This window comes from Streptomyces sp. SAS_270 (genome assembly GCF_052543295.1).
The window spans coordinates 81,901-98,137 of the sequence record NZ_JBMNDS010000009.1 but is presented as its reverse complement, the minus strand read 5'-3'; the positions used below and the strand labels follow the sequence as shown (position 1 = coordinate 98,137).

Sequence of the window (16,237 nt, the reverse complement as noted above, 5' to 3'; positions counted from 1 at the left end):
CTCGCTGCCGGCCTGGACGAGGTAAGCCCCGTCTTCGCTTGCCCCCGCGCCGTCTCCACGGCACCGACCCCGCCGACGCCTGCCGCGCACCACACCCCGCTCCCCGCCGCTGACCGGTCCGCCCACGGACAGCGCCCCGCTCATCGCAAGGACGCCCTCATTTCCGCCAGCCCCGTATTCCGATCCATCTCACTCGGTGCCGGAATTCAATCCAGCGCCATGCTCGCCCTGTCAGCCGAGGGGATTCTCCCCAAGGTCGACTACGCCATTTTTGCCGACACAGGATGGGAACCGAATGCCGTTTATTCGCATCTCGACCGCCTGGAGCGGGAGGTGGCGAAACCGGCGGGTATACCCATTCTGCGCGTGACATCCGGGAATATTCGAAGTGATGCACTCGACCCTGGTCACAGATTTGCCTCCATGCCGCTCTACATTCTGAATAAGGACGGCAAGGCAGGGATGACCAGGAGGCAATGTACAGGCGAATACAAGATAAAGCCGATCAAGAAGAAGGTTCGCGAACTCCTCGGCCACCCCTACCCTGCCCGCATTCCGCGAGACGTGTTCGTGGAGCAATGGGTGGGCATCTCGACGGATGAATTCCACCGCGCCAAGGACGCGGACGTGAAGTACATGCGCAATCGGCACCCGCTCATCGAAATGGGCTGGTCGCGCAGCGACTGCATCCGATACTTGTCCTCCCTCGGATTGGCCGACACCCCGAAATCGAGTTGCCTCGGTTGCCCATTTCACGGTAACGCCCAGTGGCGAAATATTCGCGATAACTCCCCTGCCGAGTGGGCAGATGTGGTGGAATTCGACGCCGCCATTCGAAAGGGAAACGCCCGCGCCAACGCCACCGGAAACCACCTGCTGGGCGAGGCATTCCTGCACCGCTCACGCATCCCTCTGAGCGAAGCCCCGATCGACCACGTCACCGCCGCCGAATGGGCCGCGCTCCAGCAGGAGCTCGACACCGAAGAAGCCACGCAGCAGATGGAAGAGGGCGTAACCGACGGGTGCTCTCCGTGGACCTGCCGAGGTGAAATCGCAGCCACGCAGGACGACTTCGGGCTGGCCACGTGATCGTGCTCGACCTGTTCGCCGGGCCCGGCGGCTGGAGCCACGCACTGGCCGTACTCGGCATGCGGGACGTTGGCCTGGAATGGGACGAGTGGGCCTGCAAGACCCGTGCCGCGCAAGGGCAGTTGACGATCCGGACCGACGTGGCGATGTACCCGGTCTGGCCGTTCCTCGGCAAGACCACCGGGCTCATCGCCAGCCCGCCCTGCCAGGCATGGTCGATGGCCGGCAAGCGCCTCGGCCTCCTCGACCAGCCGCTCGTCCACCAGGCCGTCGCCGACCTCGCCACCGGACGCGACACCCGCGAACAGCTGCTGGCCTCCTGCCGCGACGAGCGCTCGCTGCTCGCCGCCGAGCCGATGCGCTACCTGCACGCCCTGAACCAGCACGGCCAACCCGAATGGGTCGCGATGGAGGAGGTGCCCGACGTCCTGCCGCTGTGGCGCCAGTACGCCGCGATCCTGCGCAGCTGGGGGTACTCAGTATGGACCGGGATCCTGAACGCGGCGGACTACGGAGTGCCGCAGACGAGGCGGCGAGCGATCCTCCTCGCCTCCCGCACCCGCACCGCCGAGCCGCCGCCACCCACCCACGCCAAGGTCGCCGAGCCCGAGTCGCTGTTCGGACCGGGCCGCGCCCAGTGGGTGTCCATGGCCGAGGCCCTCGGCTGGGGCGCCACCGACCGGCCCGTGCCGACCGTGTGCGCCGGCGGCGGACGGGGCGGTGGCCCCGAGCCCTTCCCCTCCGGCTCCCGTAAGACGCTCACCGACGCCCGCGACCGCGGGACCTGGAAGCCTCAGAGCGACCTCGTGCTGCAGCCCCGCCGCGAAGGCGCCGGGGGCAGCGCCCGGCACGGAGCCAGGGAGAGCCGGCCGGCCGACACTGCCGCCCCGACACTTGCCGGCGAAACCCCTCGATGGTCGTGGTCGCTGCGCAGCAACAACCAGTCCAACTCGACCGTGCGCCGATCCGACGAGCCCGCCGGCAGCCTGTTCTTCGGCCACCGCGCCAACGAGTGCGTCTGGGTTCCCGGCACCGCCCCCGACCTACTGGACGACGGACACCGAGCAGCACCGGCGCCGATCAGGATCACCGCCCGGGAAGCCGGCGTACTGCAGAGCTTCCCCGCCGACTATCCGTGGCAGGGCAGCAAGGGCCAGACCTTCTCGCAGATCGGCAACGCCGTCCCTCCGCGCCTGGCCGCACACCTACTCGCACCGCACCTCAACAAGCCCTTCAACCCCGACGACTTCACCCTCGCCGCCTAATGACCCACGCCCCCGAACCCGACGAGGACGCCCTCGACCTTGTGTCGGCGCCAAAGCCGGTCCACTACGCCGAGCAGGCCCTGCTCGGTGCCCTCCTCCTCAACCCAGCGCGTCTGGCCGACACCGAGCCGCTGATCGCCCAGCACTTCGACAGCCACACCCACGCCGCGCTGTTCACCGCGATCCGCACCCTCCCGCCGCCCGACCCCGCCGACCACGCCAAGGACACCGCCTGGCTCAACACCGTGCTGGAGCACGCGCATCCGCACGCTCCCGGCCTGAACGCCTCCTACCTGCACCACCTCATCCAGTTCTGCCCACAGCCGAAGCACGCTGCGGCGTACGCCCAGATGATCCGCGCCGACAACGCCCGTCGAATCCTGCGCGGACACGCCGAGCGCCTCGCGTCCACCGCCACCGACCCGGGCCTGCCCAATCCGGCCGCCGCGACACTCGACAAGGCTGACGACATCAGCCGCGTCCTGGACACCCTCAGCGAACAGTTCGCCCCGCACCCCGGCTCGCTCCCCCGCACGGCACTCCCCGCGGATGTCCCACGGCAGGCCGACGAGGAGGACCTCGACGAAGAGCGCCTCCTGCTGGCGACGGCCACCGCCTATCCGGCGGAGGTCCAGCAGATGCGGTGGCTGACCGAGGCGGACTTCCTGCTGCCGCTACACGCCGCGCTTTGGCAGTCCATCACGGCGCTGGTCCACCGCAGCGACATGGTCGACCCGGTCACCGTCCTCGGCGAGGCCCAGCACCGCGGACTGCTCACCGACTCCCTCACCCCCAAAGACCTGATGGCCCTGGTCTCCACGCCCGCGGGCTCCCCCGAGTATTGGGGCGAGGAGATCCTCAAACGCGCCCTCCTCGCCCGCGCCCAGACAGTCGCTGCACGGATCACCGCCTACACCGACGACCCCGCCAACACCCCCCACCAGCTCATCACCGGCAGCCGTCGCGCTCTCGCTGACCTCAACGCCCTGCGCACCCGCTGGAACCGGGCCACCACACCGGCACCCGCACCTGTAGGCAGGCCGTCGACACGCGCCGCGCAGCCGCCCCGGGCGACCAGTCCGCTGCTCCAGCCCGCACTGCCTGCCTCACGGGCCCACCGATGACCCCACCCTCGGGCCCCCTTCCCCCGATGGATTGACGACGCTCCGGCCACGCTCGCGGTGTTTGACACCGAGGCCCCACATGAGCTGGAGTAGGTGCACCTGGCCCCTGGAAGCGGCCAGCTCCGAGTGCCGTTGAACCGACCCTGGCACTGCCGGACAACCCTCTCCGACGATCTAAAGATCAACTACTTCATCGAACGCTTTCATGAGCCTTCTGTGCCAGGTCGGGGCACGTACCAGAAGGAGCATGATGTTGATCGAGGAGCAAGTCGCCGCCGCCAGGCAGCAGCTGACGGGTGAATCCCTGCGTGCCGTACGGCTGCGCGTCAAGGAAATGCCGAGCTGGAGGACGCTCATTCCGAGCGGCACGGACACCCAACTGCTTCTGGAATCGGTCCTGTTGCAGCATATCGGCAACTCGCAGCGCTCCAGCCGCTTCCCACTCGGGATCGCCGAAGTCGTTCCCGCATCGAGCCGCCTGGACATCCGTTTCGAGCACTCCGACTTGGTGCGCCCCGCCCTGGAGATGCTTCCCTACCGTGAACGGGGCCAGCGGACGATTCACGGCACTCCCGGGCTGTGGGCGCGTACGGTCGGCAGCAGCATCGAGATCGCGTTCGCACGTCACCCAGCCGCAGGCGTCATCGCTCTCACCACACTGGACCGGTCCGACCATCTCGAAGGACTCCTCTCCACGTACGAAGCTTCCCTTTCTGCGCAGCGGCGTGTGCCCCTGTGGACCACTGCCCCCGACGCGCTTCCGCCCGAGAAGCTCCGCACTGGGGGCCGGCGCCGCAAGCCCCAGCCCCGGACGATCATCGACGACCACAGCCCGGCGGTCGCGCTGCCCAGCGCCGTGCTGCGCCGGATCCGGCTATGGGACCGGCTTGCCAGCCACGCAGGTCTGAAAGTGTCGGCCACATCCGCGGACCATGGCCTGGACTGGCACATCGTGCGCGAGGTCCACCCGGGCGTCACCCTCCATGACGACCGGCTCGCTGCGATTCTCAGCGACCCCGTGGCCGGGCCAGGTCTGGTCACCGACGGGGAAGGCCACCACTGTGACGGCGACCGCTGTGTCATGGAGTTCACCGCACCAGCCGACCGCACGAGCGGCTGGCGCGGCCTCCTGCGGGTAGAAACCGTTGCAGCGAGCACCCCGGTACTGCCAGTGCCACAGCGGCCACGCAATTTCACCGCACTCGACGAGACCGCCTTCCCCAGCCACGGCAGCCTTCCTCACACCTCACCCGCCGAGCACCACTGTTCCCAACGCACCCGGAGCTCCGACGACAACAAGCCGACGGAAGGCCGCTCCACCCAGCTGCTAGCTCCTCGACTCAGCAGAAGCCAGTGGGAACTGACGGGTATGGCCATGAAAATCGGTGCGGCGTGGGCCTTGGACGGCTGCACGGTCCTCGTCGTGACCCACTCCTTCGACACCGACCGTGAAGTGCGCCGCCTGTACGAGCATGACGTGTTCGGATGGTCCATCCCGGACCGCCCGACCTTTGTTCCGTCCCTGCCCTGGCGCAGAGGCAGGCTGGTTCCCGGCGGCGGCGCGCTCTTCACCCACACGGTGTGCGGTTCCCGTGCGGACGTGGGCGCCCTGCTGGGGCAGGCACGCGCGCATTTCGACTGGACCATCTTTGTGGACTGCAACGACACCCTCGGTATGGGCCCCTACATCGAACGATCAGTGGACAGCCACTTCATCGTGGTCGATTCCTCCGGATACCCCGAGAGCTTCGTTACCGCGCAGGCACGCAACGGCGTCGCCGAGCACCATGAAGTGGCCGTCACCCCGGCCGCATCGGCCATGGCCTGGCGCCAGCAACACCTCACCGGGATTCCCCTGGACCGCGTCCCCATGTCCGGCCTCGTCCTGCGCAAGTCCTCCCCCAGCGCCGGCAGCACCCCGTCACCGGACTTCACCGCACAGGTGGATGCAGAACTCGCGCGGTTCGGGATCCCGGTTCTCTCCCGCCTGCCCGAAGATCCCGACGTGGCCCTAGGAGACTCGTCCCCCACCGTGCTGGACGCTGTCGACGACGCCGCCCGGGCGGCATACGTAAAGGCGTGTGCGCCGATTCGCCTAGCCCTGCGAGCGGCTGAACCGTGCTTGATCCCGTCGGCGGATCCCTGGAGTTAGGCCCGCGTCGCCCTCGCCTCTTGCGCCGCGAGCGTGACGTGCGACTCCGTCCACTGAACCTCGCGGCGCAACGATCCCACCCACCACATTCATCTGACGGCCGGCGGCAGCGTGATCGAGGGCGCAGTCTATGTACCTGCTGACCTCGCACACGCCCCGACGGATCGGCAATTCACCCACACCCCGGCGACACCCAGGCGGTTGAGGCGCTGACATGTTGGCGACGCCACAGTGTGCCGACCCAGGGGTTTCTTCCCCCTTTCGGGTGGCCATGAGGTCGGAAGTCCGCCAAGTTGCCTACCCTGCGCCGACACGCGATCTACGATGCGTCTGCGGCGTGACCACCGCTCCCCGGAGACGCTCTCGGCCCTGTTCCTCCACGCTCGGGTGAACCGGTCATCCAACGAATCCCACGCATCCCACCGGATCTCGATTTTGTACTTCCTGGGCCGAGACGTGCAGGAGACCCATGCGCGCACAGCACCACGACGTTTCCCTTCTCCGACGCCTCTATACGGGCGAGAGCGTCCAGCAGGCCCGCCGGGCAGTCGATGGCCTTCAAAACAGCCAGTCCCCCATTCCAGGAGCCGCCTCGCCGGCCCAACAGCTCCTGGAAGCCCGCGTGCTGGTCGCGCTCCTGGAGTTCCGCAACCTCTACACCCGCTTCCCTCTGGGGATCACCGCAGTGCAGCCCCAGCCCGACGTCATCACCCTCGGCGTCGAGAGCGAAGAACGAGCGGCTGAAATCCTCTTCAACCTCCTGCCCTCCTACGCCCCCGCCCACAAGGAGGTGCAGGGTGTACCCGGCCTGCGCATCACTCGACGGCATCGGACCGCGATCGAACTCCAGGTCCTGGGCGAGTCCGCCAGGCTACGGCTGACCGGACTGCCGTCCACCCTCTGGCGCAGCGCCGAGGAACGAACACTCTCCAACTGGATCGACCCGGACAGCATGGACCTGTGCTGGCGCTCCTCGCCACGCGCCTGGACCACGGCAGAGCGTGAACACCACGCTCAATGGGAAGACCCCGACGACCACTACGTGCAGGTGACGGAACGCGGAGCCTGGCTGGGCAGCGGCCTGCTCCGTCGCGCCGCGCTCCTGCACACCGTCGCCAACACGTTCCTGGCCGACGGCCACCGCGGCGCGGCCTTCGACGTGGCACGCCTGGTCCTGCAGTCCTCGCACGCCCACAAGCAAGGGCCGGGACCGCACAACATCGTTGCAGCTCTGCTGGACCCCGTATGCGGACTTCCCCTCGTACTCAAGAGGTACCGCGGCGACACGGACGAAAACTACGGAAGCGACCAGCAGTTCGTCCTCGAAGACGCCGGTAAGACAGCCATGCTCGATCTCCGGGCCACAGTGGAGCGGCCTCCCTCCCGCCTTGCGCCCGAACTCTGGCAGGCCATCGTCCGCCGCATGCCCCGCTCGGGATTTACGAGCAGCCTGTCCCCGAGCATCCTCGCCGGCTTCTGCAACCTCGACGCCGCGTAAGAACGAGGTGCCGTCACAACCCCGCCAACTGCCCTTCCACCAAGTGGGGCCGCGCTAGACCGTCGGTGTGAAACGTCAAGCGGCCTGTTCCCGCGGATGGGACCTGACGCCTGCCAGATGTAGCAGCCCATTCAGAGCCACTTGGGAAGGCGGCGGCAATATAGCGGCGGATCCCCGGTTACCGAAACCGGGAATCCGCCGAATACTTGTAGCTCCACCGCCACTTCCTGACCGCCCGCCGAAAGGCAGCACTGCGACGATCCATCACGCCACCGCCCTGCTAGGCGCAATGCCCGTTCCTGCTCCGTCACGCCGAGGCGTAGCTCAGCCGGAACAGGTCCTGGGCCCGCTCCAGATCCCGCTCGGTGCGCAGCTGAACCTCCAGGTCTCCCGTGCCATGGTGGCCGAGCCCGGTCACATCCCGGGTAAACCCGGACACCAGATCCACCGCCGTCGGATCCGCTTTCAGGTAGACCAGCACCTTGGTCTGCTGGGGCGGGATGAGGCAGGCGAAGTTCCGCAGCCGCTGATAGGCGCGGTACCGCTTGCGCTGCACCCGGGTGACGCCGTCACCGAGGCCGACGAGGACCTCGTCGACTGCCGACGCCAGCTCGACCATCGCACCGCCCTGCCGCCGAACCGGCGGCGCCCCGGGCGCGCTGCGGCGTACCCGCTTGGCCTCTGCCGAGTGCCCAGTGACCGAGGCCACGGTCTCAAGACCAATGTGGTCGCTGCCGAAGTACCGGTAGCGGACCAGGTCGATCGAGCGCCGGTGCTCGCGTACGGCGTGCGCGTCGTAGCGGGTGAAGTCGCCAGCCACGCAGATCAGCCGCGGTGCGCTCCACACGATCTGGGACGCGGCCGTCACCCCGAGCCGGTCGCGGACCAGACTCCGGAAGGCGTCCTTGTGGCTCATCAGCCAGGCCATGTAAAAGAGGCCCTGGTTGATGACGCCAGCGTCCGTGCCGCGCTTGTACTCCACGATCACGGGCGCGCCGTTCTCGTCCAGCCCGAGCGAGTCGATACGCCCGCCGTCGACGCAGTCGATCACGTACTCACTCGCGAGGAACGTGACGCCCAGCATCGCCTCCATGTGCGCCTCGACGAGATCCTGCACATCCGCCTCGACCGCAGCAAGACGCGGAGTGACCTCAGTCACGCCGCTGTTCGTCGTGTGGAACAGCTTCAGGCCCGACACCTTCCCTCCTCGGCTAGGAGATCGACAACGCCGGGCGGGTGCAGATTTGTTTCCGCAGAGGGCCACGAAGCCGTGAAGAAAGCGTGCAGACGGAGCCTCTAAGCACCCGCCCCGCGCACCTGGCAGATCACTGTCCGAAATCCAGCACGGGCGTTCTCGTCCCATCCCAGCACGATCCCAGCACGGTAGGGATGAGCAGGGGTGATGACAGGTGACGAGGGGTCAGCTATCCCAGCACCATCCCAGCACGGGAAAAAGCTAAGGGCCCGACCCCGAAGAGCCGGACCCTCTCTGACCTGCATGTTTGCCAGATCAGCGACGTGGTGATATGTCAGCCGCTACACGTTGAAGCGGAATTCGACCACATCACCACACCAGCGAGCCGGTGGCGCCCAAGCGCACCACGGCCCCCAGGGGCAGCACGCGGCGCCGACCGCGCCACCGAGGCACTGCAAGACCGACCGCCCATCGCTTACCTGACCCACCATCGCAAGCGTCGACAATTATCTGACGCACCATCAGAACGTGCGTCAGAAGGGCCCAGCGTGCGTCGAATATGCGTCAAGATATCGCCCGTAACGCACACAACGCACATAATGCACACTCGCTAAACCAGCAGGTCAGCGGCCCTTTTCGGCAGGCTCAAGGATCGCGACGCACTCAACATGATGGGTCATCGCGAAACATGTGGACCACAAACGCGTGGAAGTAGCCGCAGGTCAGTAACCTGCGGCACTCATTCCAGACAAAACGCTTGCGTGCGTTACGTGCGCTGTGTGCGTTACGTGCGGTCTCTTGACGCACACAGCACCCAGCGCGCCACTCAAACATTAGGTCTCCAGGCAGTCCCTCACGAAACCGGTCCGCCCATGGCGCACCAGCGGCCCGTAAGGGTTCCAGTCGGTGGCAGCTGCCCAGGGCGGCACGGCTGCACGCAGCTGGATTAGGCCGCAGCCCCGGCCGAGCCCCGGTAGCCTTCCTGTTGCTGATCAGCAGGTAGGGAGACTCCACAATCATGTACGAACGCGGGATGCGGGTCCGGCTCCGAGACCGTCTGTGGGAGGTCGAAGGGGTCCGTGGGGCAGGTAACGAGGCGTTCCTCGATTTGCGCCGTGCTGATGAGCGTCCGGGCCCGCGGCGTCTGACAGTGTTGCCGAGCCAGGAGCCGACGCTCCGTCCCGAAGCGGCAACCCGATTGCGCTTCGAGCCTGGCAACCCGATTCGACTCAACGAGCTCCATGACGCCCTGGCACTCACTATGGCCCATGGCCGCGGCGACCTGCTGGCGGTCGAGCATGGCCGGATCGACGTCGAGCCTTACCAGCTGGTCCCCGTCCTGGTAGCCATGCGCCAGCCGCGCGTGCGCCTGCTCGTTGCGGACGACGTTGGTCTGGGCAAGACCATCGAGGCTGGCCTGGTGCTGATGGAACTGGCACGCCGTGGGCGTGCCGACCGCGTCCTGATCGCCTCCCCGGCCGGTCTACAGGACCAGTGGGTCGAGGAGATGCGGTTCCGTTTTAACCTTGACTTCACCAAGGTCGACAGCAGGAAGTGGCTAGAGGTCCGCCGCGACAATCCCACTTCGGTCAGCCCATGGACTGCCGTGCCTTACGCAGTGTCGTCCATCGATTACTTGAAGAACAACCTCACCGCGATTCAAAGCGCTCCCCCCTTCGACGTAGTGATCATGGATGAGGCGCACCATGTAGCCCGCGCGTACGCCGGGGAGGGGCGCTCCAGCGCCACCGACCGCAGCCGCCTGGCTCGTGCCCTGGCTGACCACAGCCGGGAGATTCTGCTGCTGTCGGCCACACCTCACAACGGTTACCAGGAGTCTTTCGCTAGCCTGCTGCAGCTCCTTTCCCCGCACCTGGCCGCCGATGACGGTCGGCTGGACCCCGATCTCGTCCAGCCGTATATCGTGCGCCGCCTCAAGGACGAGGTCACCCGTGGCGAGCCGCCGCAGCCGATCAGCCGCCGCCTGCCACCTCAGCCCATTGAGGTGCGTCCGACCAGCCGGGAGAAGGAGATCCACCAGCGGCTGCGCGGGCACAGCAAGCGAGTCCTGCACGCCCTGCGTGACACCGACTCCTATTACGTCCAGGCATTCGCTTTGGAAGTGCTGCGTAAGCGGGCTCTGTCCAGCCCGTACGCGCTCTTGCAGAGCCTGCGTCGCCGGGCGGAGAACCTCGGCATCCCGCCCGTCGAGCACACCGGCCGGCATCGCATGGACGTCCTGCAGCAGTACCGAGGAGACATCGCGCTGCCCGAGGAAGACCTTCGGGCCGCCGAGGAGCTCGCGCTGGAGGGCGTGGCCGCCCACCTCCCGGAAGATGACCTGCGCGAGGAACAGCGTCTGGTCAGCAAGCTTCTGGAACAGGTCGAATCCCTCAGCCCGGGCGATGACAGTAAGCTCACCCGCTTGCAGGGCTGGCTGGAGGGCTTTCGGGCAGGACGGCGCGGCGAGCGCGTCATCCTGTTCACCGAGTACCGCGACACCCTGGACTACCTGGAGAAGAACCTGGGCCACGGCGCCCTGCTACGGGTCGACGGCACTATCCCATTGGCCAAGCGCCGCGAGGTGCTGGAGCGCTTCTCCCGCACTCCAGGGGCGATCCTGCTGGCCACCGACGCGGCCGGCGAGGGTCTGAACCTTCAGGACGCCTGCCATGTGGTGGTCCACTACGAACTGCCCTGGAATCCCAACCGGCTGGAGCAGCGCAACGGCCGCGTCGACCGCTACGGCCAAGAGCACGTCGTCGAGATCAGCTACCTCTACCTGGCAGAGACCCGCGACGAGGAGATCCTCCAGCGGCTGCGCGACAAGCTCTCCACCATCACCAAACAGCTCGGCTCCAGCAGTGACGTGCTGGGAGTAGCGGGCCGCAGCGATGTCATCGACGGCCTCCTCGAGGACGCCTCGACCCAGGATCTGGAGGAACGCCTGGAACGCGCGGTCCAGCAGGTCCGCGACTACCTCGAGCGCAGCGGCGCCCTCGTCCTGATGCAGAGCATGCAGAACGAGAAGCAGGTCGAGGACGAAACCATGGTCGCCCGGGAGCAGGCTGGCTGGCTGCTCCCGGACTTCGAAGAATTCCGGCAACTAGTGACCTCCGTGGTCCGCCAGTCCGCCGGTCAGGTCACCGGCAACGACGACATCGTGACCATTGAGCCGGGACCGCTCCTCAAGCAGTACCCCCTCGTGCCCCAAGAGGCATTTCAAGCCACATTCAACCGCTCCGTCGCTCTGGAACCGGAACACCGCGGAATCGCGTTCCTCACCCCCGCCCACCCCCTGGTGCGCGCGATCCTCCAGCGCGTCCGTACCCGCCTGTACGACGACCGCGACGGCGGGCGAGTCGCAGTCCGACCTGTCGTCGAAGGCGGCGGTGGTTGGCTGTTCACCTACGTAGGCCGCATCACCTCTGACGACAACCGCGTCCTCGAAGAGCCTCTGGTCCCCGTCTTCGTCCCACGCACGGACGCTGGCGCCCCGGCCGCCCCCAGCCAGGACGCATCCGCCGACCTGCGCCGGCTGCGACAGCGCCCCGCCCCCACCGGCAGCCTCGACCCGGTCGAAAAAGCCCGCCAGGAACTGTCCGCCGGATTCGAGTCCGCTGTCCTGTCCGGACAGGAGGAAGCTTCCCGCCGCATCGCCGAACGAGCCGACGAACTACGAGAACAATTGACCGCCGAATCCCAACGCCTCCACGCCGACCTGGACCGCTGGCACGCCGCCGAACTCGCTGAAGCCGAACGTCGCTTCGCCACCGGAGCCGGTGACACGATCCAGCTCGGTCTCTTCGCCGACACCGGACACGGCGCCTTCCACACCGTCGACGAAGCCCGTGCCGCCGTCGACGCCGAATTCGACCGACGCCGCAAGGCGCTCAACCGCGGCTTCCAGGTCGCCGAGGTCACACCCGGCGAAAGTGTGGGCTGCATCGTGTGCGTGGAGGTTCCGGCATGCTGAACATCACCGTCGCCGGCACCACCCTGTCGACGTACTACCTCTCCGACCCCGCCCTCTTCCTCCGCGAGCAACGCGACCGCATCGGAGCCGAAGACGCCACCGATGGCATCCGCCATGCCAAGCGCGAACTGCGCCGCCTGGTCGCCGACATCGACGAGACCAGTGCCACAGGTGATACGCGCAAGCGGATGCTCAGCTGGCTCTCCTGCTTCGGCTGGGCCTTTGCCGGCAGCCTCCCTGCCATAGAGGAACCTGTCCTCGGCCGCACGCACGACACGGACCATGAGTCTGCGCCCGGAGACCTCGTCTCCGTGCTCATCACCCCGCCTGGTCAGCACCTGGACGCATCCCCCACCGGCCGCCGGACCGGCAAGCTGCGGCCCCAGCGCCAGGCCGAAGTGTGTGCCCGCGAGCACCGACTCCCCGCGGTCCTGCTCAGCAACGGCACCGAACTGCGGGTGATCCGCCGCGACCCGGGGCTCGGCGGCGAAGCCAGTTACCTTTCGGTCGATCTGGCCGGCCTGGCCGAACTCGGCGATGACCACGAGTGGCGCATCCTGTGGGCCTTGCTGCGCCCCGAAGCGTTCATCCCCGATGACTCGGGCGAATTTCTGTGGAAGCGCGTCGAGGACGCCAGCTCCGACGCCGCCACCGCCGTCAGCGAGAACCTCTCCGGCGGTGTCCGCACCGCCATCAGTGCCATCGCCAACGGCGCCCTGCACCACTGGCGACAGCACGACAAGTCAGTCCCTGAGCCTCGTCCCCTCTTCGCAGACGCCCTGAAGATCGCCTACCGACTTCTGTTCGTCGCGTACGCCGAAGACCGCGGCCTCCTGCCCATCGGCACACCTTCGTACGACAGCGGATACTCGCTGCGCGCCCTCCGCAAAGACATCCTTACCGCCGACGCAGCCTGGGAACCCGACGGCGGCTTCCTCTGGAGCTCTCTGCGTGCTCAGTGGGCCCTGTTGCGCGACGGCATCGACGCCGGCGAACTCCAGATCAGGGGCTTCAACGGTGGCCTCCTTGACCCGGCTAAATGCCAACTGCTTGACGACCCAGACCTGAGCGTCGGCGACACGTTCGTCCGAGACGCCATCGACGCTCTCTCCTGGACCGAAGTAGAACGCAGCAAGAACAAAGCCTCCGTCGGGCGTCGATCGGTCAACTACCGCGAACTTGGCGTCGAACAGCTCGGAAGCATCTATGAAGGTCTACTCTCCTTCGAACCTCAAATCGCTGATCGTCCGAAAGCTCTCGCCCGTATCGGCCGTGGCCAGTCCGCCTTGATCCAAGTGCTCGATGCCGACCGACTTCCCGAGAACGCCGAAAGCATCGAGCCCTACGACACCGGTACCTTCTATCTCTTTGAGGCCAGCGGCCAGCGCAAGGGCTCCGGCTCCTACTACACCGCCCGCCCCCTCGCACACTTCGTCGTCGGCGAAACCCTCCGCCCCCTCGTCCAAGACGCCGCTCCCGAGGACATCCTCAACCTGCGCATCTGCGACCCCGCCATGGGCTCCGGAGCCTTCCTCGTACCGGCCGTCCACCAACTGACCGAGGCATACGGCGAAGCACTGGCCCGGGCAGGCGAGGTACTCGACCACAAACTCGACGATGCCGAGCGCGCCGAATACCGCCGCCTAATCGTCGAGCGCTGCATCTACGGCGTGGACCTCAACCCCATGGCCGTCGAACTCGCGAAGGTCTCCCTCTGGTTGACTACTGCAGCAGCAGGAAAACCGTTGTCCTTCCTAGATGCCCACCTACGCTGCGGCAACGCCGTTGTCGGCGCATCTATCGACAGTTGGGCAGGCGTCCCTGCACCCGCTCAAGGCGGTCGAGTCCAGCGCGGCGTCACAGAGGTCGACGACCTACAAGGCTCACTGTTCGGAGTGGAAGAGCCCGACCTATCCTCCCTCGTTCAAATCCGTCGAGCACTAGCCCACGGGCCGTCAGAGGACCGTCTAGACGTACGCAGGAAGGAAAAGCGGTTCAATAGCCTCCTCGAAGGCGATGATTTCAAAAGGCTGAGAAACATGGGCGACTGGTGGGTCGCCCCATTTTTCCACCCGGAAGAACTCAAGGCCAATAGTGGTCAATGGCTTGCCGGTCATAGCAGCATCAAGCAGGGAGCCCCCCTCCGAGAGGGTCTGAAAAAGATCCCCACCTCGATCAGGTCCCGCTACCGCCCGTTTCATTGGGAGGTAGAGTTCCCCGAAGTCTTCTTCGATGAACGCGGGGAGCGCCGCGAAGATGCCGGCTTCGACATCATGCTCGGCAATCCACCGTGGGAAGGAATTACATTCAAGGCCGCAGAATTTTATGGCCGCTTCGACCCGTCTTACGCACTACTCAAAAAGAAGGACGAAAAACTTAAGCGTCAGGCCGAGCTGAATCAGCAAGCACCCGTCGCCGCCGCCAGAGAGGAGGAGAATGAACAACTCGCCGGAGTGAAGGGATTCATTAAGAGTTCCGGCGTCTATCGCATGCTATATTCGCACGGCACCACGTTCAACTATTATCGCACTTTTTTGGAGCGCGAGCTCTCTCTGCTTTCACCTCGCGGACGACTAGGTGTGGTAATTGATTCGGGCGTGGTATCAGATGCCGCTACCGCCGAGCACCGGCGCGAGCTCCTCGACAACTGCACCATCGATCAGTTCGTCTTGTGTGACAACATCAAGGGAATTTTCCCCATCCATAAGAGCGAACAGTTTTTGCTCTTGGTGGCCGGTAAGGGCGGATCCACCGACCCCTTGCCATTTACCAGCAACGTTTCCCAGCTGGATCAGCTACTCGACCTCGATAGTCACACTCTTCCCATTTCGCGAACCACTATCGAATCGCTAGCTCCCGAAACACTCGCAGTTCCTGACACCCGCGACCCGGGCCTACTGGACGTGTTCGCTACAATCTACGGCGATCGCCCCTATTTGCTCGACGAGATGCCGCAGGGCGGGTGGAGAATCGAATGGGGCCGCGAGTTTGACCTACACGACGATCGCGATTCATTCTCCAGCAATGGAACAGGAGCCCCACTCCTCGAAGGGAAGCATGTTCACCAGTACATGCACAACTTCTCCAGCCCCACCTATCACCTGAAGGAGGGCGTCGGCGATTTTGCGCTCGTGAATCGAACCCGCAAGCGCACCGGGAAAAAGAAGATCGATTCTTTCAAGCGTGTTAACGGCGAACAGCACCTGAGAACGAAGGGCCCCCGACGCAGGGTCATCGAAGTGCCGATCGACGCTTACCGACCTTGTTTCCGCGAAATCGCACGCACCACGGATGAGCGCACGCTCATTTCGGCAATCATTCCACCCGGATACTCACTAACCCGCAAGCTACACTTCTTCTATCGCTCAACATTCGATCCCGCAACGGATGGCTACCACACCGCCCTAAGCGCGGAAGCAATGGTCTACGTAGTGGCACTCCTCAATAGCGTAACTCTGGACTTTATTGTCCGGCGTAAGGTTTCTAGCACTGTAAGCAAATCAGTAATGTCCACCTTGCCAATTGCGGACATCCCACTTGATCGCGGACCGGGTGCAGAAATCGTGCGGCGCTCCGCCAGGCTCACCTGTCGCACATCCGAGTTCGACGAGCTTGCTGACGCGCTCGGTGTGGAGTGTGGCCCATTGCTCAGGAAGGAAGAAAGTGAACTGCGATCCGAACTGGACGCGCTCGTTGCTCACGTCTACGGAATTTCGGCGCCTCAATTGGAAATGATCTTGGCCGACTTCCGCCAGAGCGCCAGCATGGAAGGCAGCCTGGTGCGGCCCAGTGAGGAGTACAAGGAGCTCGTCCGGGAACACTTCGCGCGTCTTGCTGGCTGATCTTCGTCATCGACGCAGGCGGCGTTGTCAGTGTCCCGCACTACGCTCCATGTTCGAGTGCTGCGTAGGTCCCCGAGCGGGAGGCCCACGCGCACC

The 16,237-nt window shown here is 65.8% G+C and carries 8 protein-coding genes; 7 read left to right on the top strand and 1 reads right to left on the bottom strand.

Annotated elements, in window-relative coordinates; all coding sequences use genetic code 11:
• Positions 1–219 precede the first annotated feature (219 nt).
• The 5 genes from ACN6LB_RS08870 to ACN6LB_RS08850 all read left to right on the top strand — a co-directional run bounded on the left by ACN6LB_RS08870 (position 220) and on the right by ACN6LB_RS08850 (position 7,128).
• Entirely contained in the window at positions 220–1,089 is an 870-nt protein-coding gene (locus ACN6LB_RS08870; RefSeq protein ID WP_445025390.1) for a hypothetical protein, read from the top strand.
• On the top strand, positions 1,089–2,354 hold the full coding sequence (locus tag ACN6LB_RS08865) for a DNA cytosine methyltransferase (protein ID WP_445025389.1): 1,266 nt from the start codon (positions 1,089–1,091) through the stop codon (positions 2,352–2,354). The genes ACN6LB_RS08870 and ACN6LB_RS08865 overlap by 1 nt, the downstream gene beginning before the upstream one ends.
• Positions 2,354–3,478 carry a DnaB-like helicase N-terminal domain-containing protein gene (locus tag ACN6LB_RS08860; RefSeq protein ID WP_445025298.1) on the top strand — a complete coding sequence of 375 codons (1,125 nt, stop codon included), beginning with the start codon at positions 2,354–2,356 and terminating at the stop codon, positions 3,476–3,478. Before ACN6LB_RS08865 ends, ACN6LB_RS08860 begins: the two co-directional genes overlap by 1 nt.
• 253 nt (positions 3,479–3,731) lie before the next feature.
• Positions 3,732–5,630, top strand: coding sequence for a hypothetical protein (locus tag ACN6LB_RS08855; protein WP_445025297.1), 1,899 nt, complete (start codon positions 3,732–3,734; stop codon positions 5,628–5,630).
• A gap of 469 nt (positions 5,631–6,099) precedes the next feature.
• Complete coding sequence (locus ACN6LB_RS08850; RefSeq protein ID WP_445025296.1) at positions 6,100–7,128, top strand: hypothetical protein; 1,029 nt, start codon at positions 6,100–6,102, stop codon at positions 7,126–7,128.
• 307 nt (positions 7,129–7,435) lie between these two features.
• On the opposite strand, the gene ACN6LB_RS08845 is transcribed toward ACN6LB_RS08850, so the two are convergent.
• Positions 7,436–8,326: a transporter gene (locus ACN6LB_RS08845; protein ID WP_445025295.1), complete on the bottom strand. Its 891-nt coding sequence runs from the start codon at positions 8,324–8,326 to the stop codon at positions 7,436–7,438.
• A 1,015-nt stretch (positions 8,327–9,341) separates the two neighbouring features.
• Between ACN6LB_RS08845 and ACN6LB_RS08840 the strand changes: the two genes are divergently transcribed.
• Positions 9,342–12,299: a helicase-related protein gene (locus ACN6LB_RS08840; RefSeq protein WP_445025294.1), complete on the top strand. Its 2,958-nt coding sequence runs from the start codon at positions 9,342–9,344 to the stop codon at positions 12,297–12,299.
• Positions 12,293–16,141 (top strand): Eco57I restriction-modification methylase domain-containing protein, encoded by a 3,849-nt coding sequence (locus ACN6LB_RS08835; RefSeq protein WP_445025293.1) that lies wholly within the window; start codon positions 12,293–12,295, stop codon positions 16,139–16,141. Before ACN6LB_RS08840 ends, ACN6LB_RS08835 begins: the two co-directional genes overlap by 7 nt.
• The last annotated feature ends 96 nt before the right edge of the window (positions 16,142–16,237 follow it).

Bases quoted from the DNA above. Each gene is read 5' to 3' on its own strand.
- ACN6LB_RS08835 (WP_445025293.1), top strand. From the start codon at position 12,293: ATGCTGAACATCACCGTCGCCGGCACCACCCTGTCGACGTACTACCTC.
- ACN6LB_RS08840 (WP_445025294.1), top strand. From the start codon at position 9,342: ATGTACGAACGCGGGATGCGGGTCCGGCTCCGAGACCGTCTGTGGGAG.
- ACN6LB_RS08860 (WP_445025298.1), top strand. From the start codon at position 2,354: ATGACCCACGCCCCCGAACCCGACGAGGACGCCCTCGACCTTGTGTCG.
- ACN6LB_RS08850 (WP_445025296.1), top strand. From the start codon at position 6,100: ATGCGCGCACAGCACCACGACGTTTCCCTTCTCCGACGCCTCTATACG.
- ACN6LB_RS08870 (WP_445025390.1), top strand. From the start codon at position 220: ATGCTCGCCCTGTCAGCCGAGGGGATTCTCCCCAAGGTCGACTACGCC.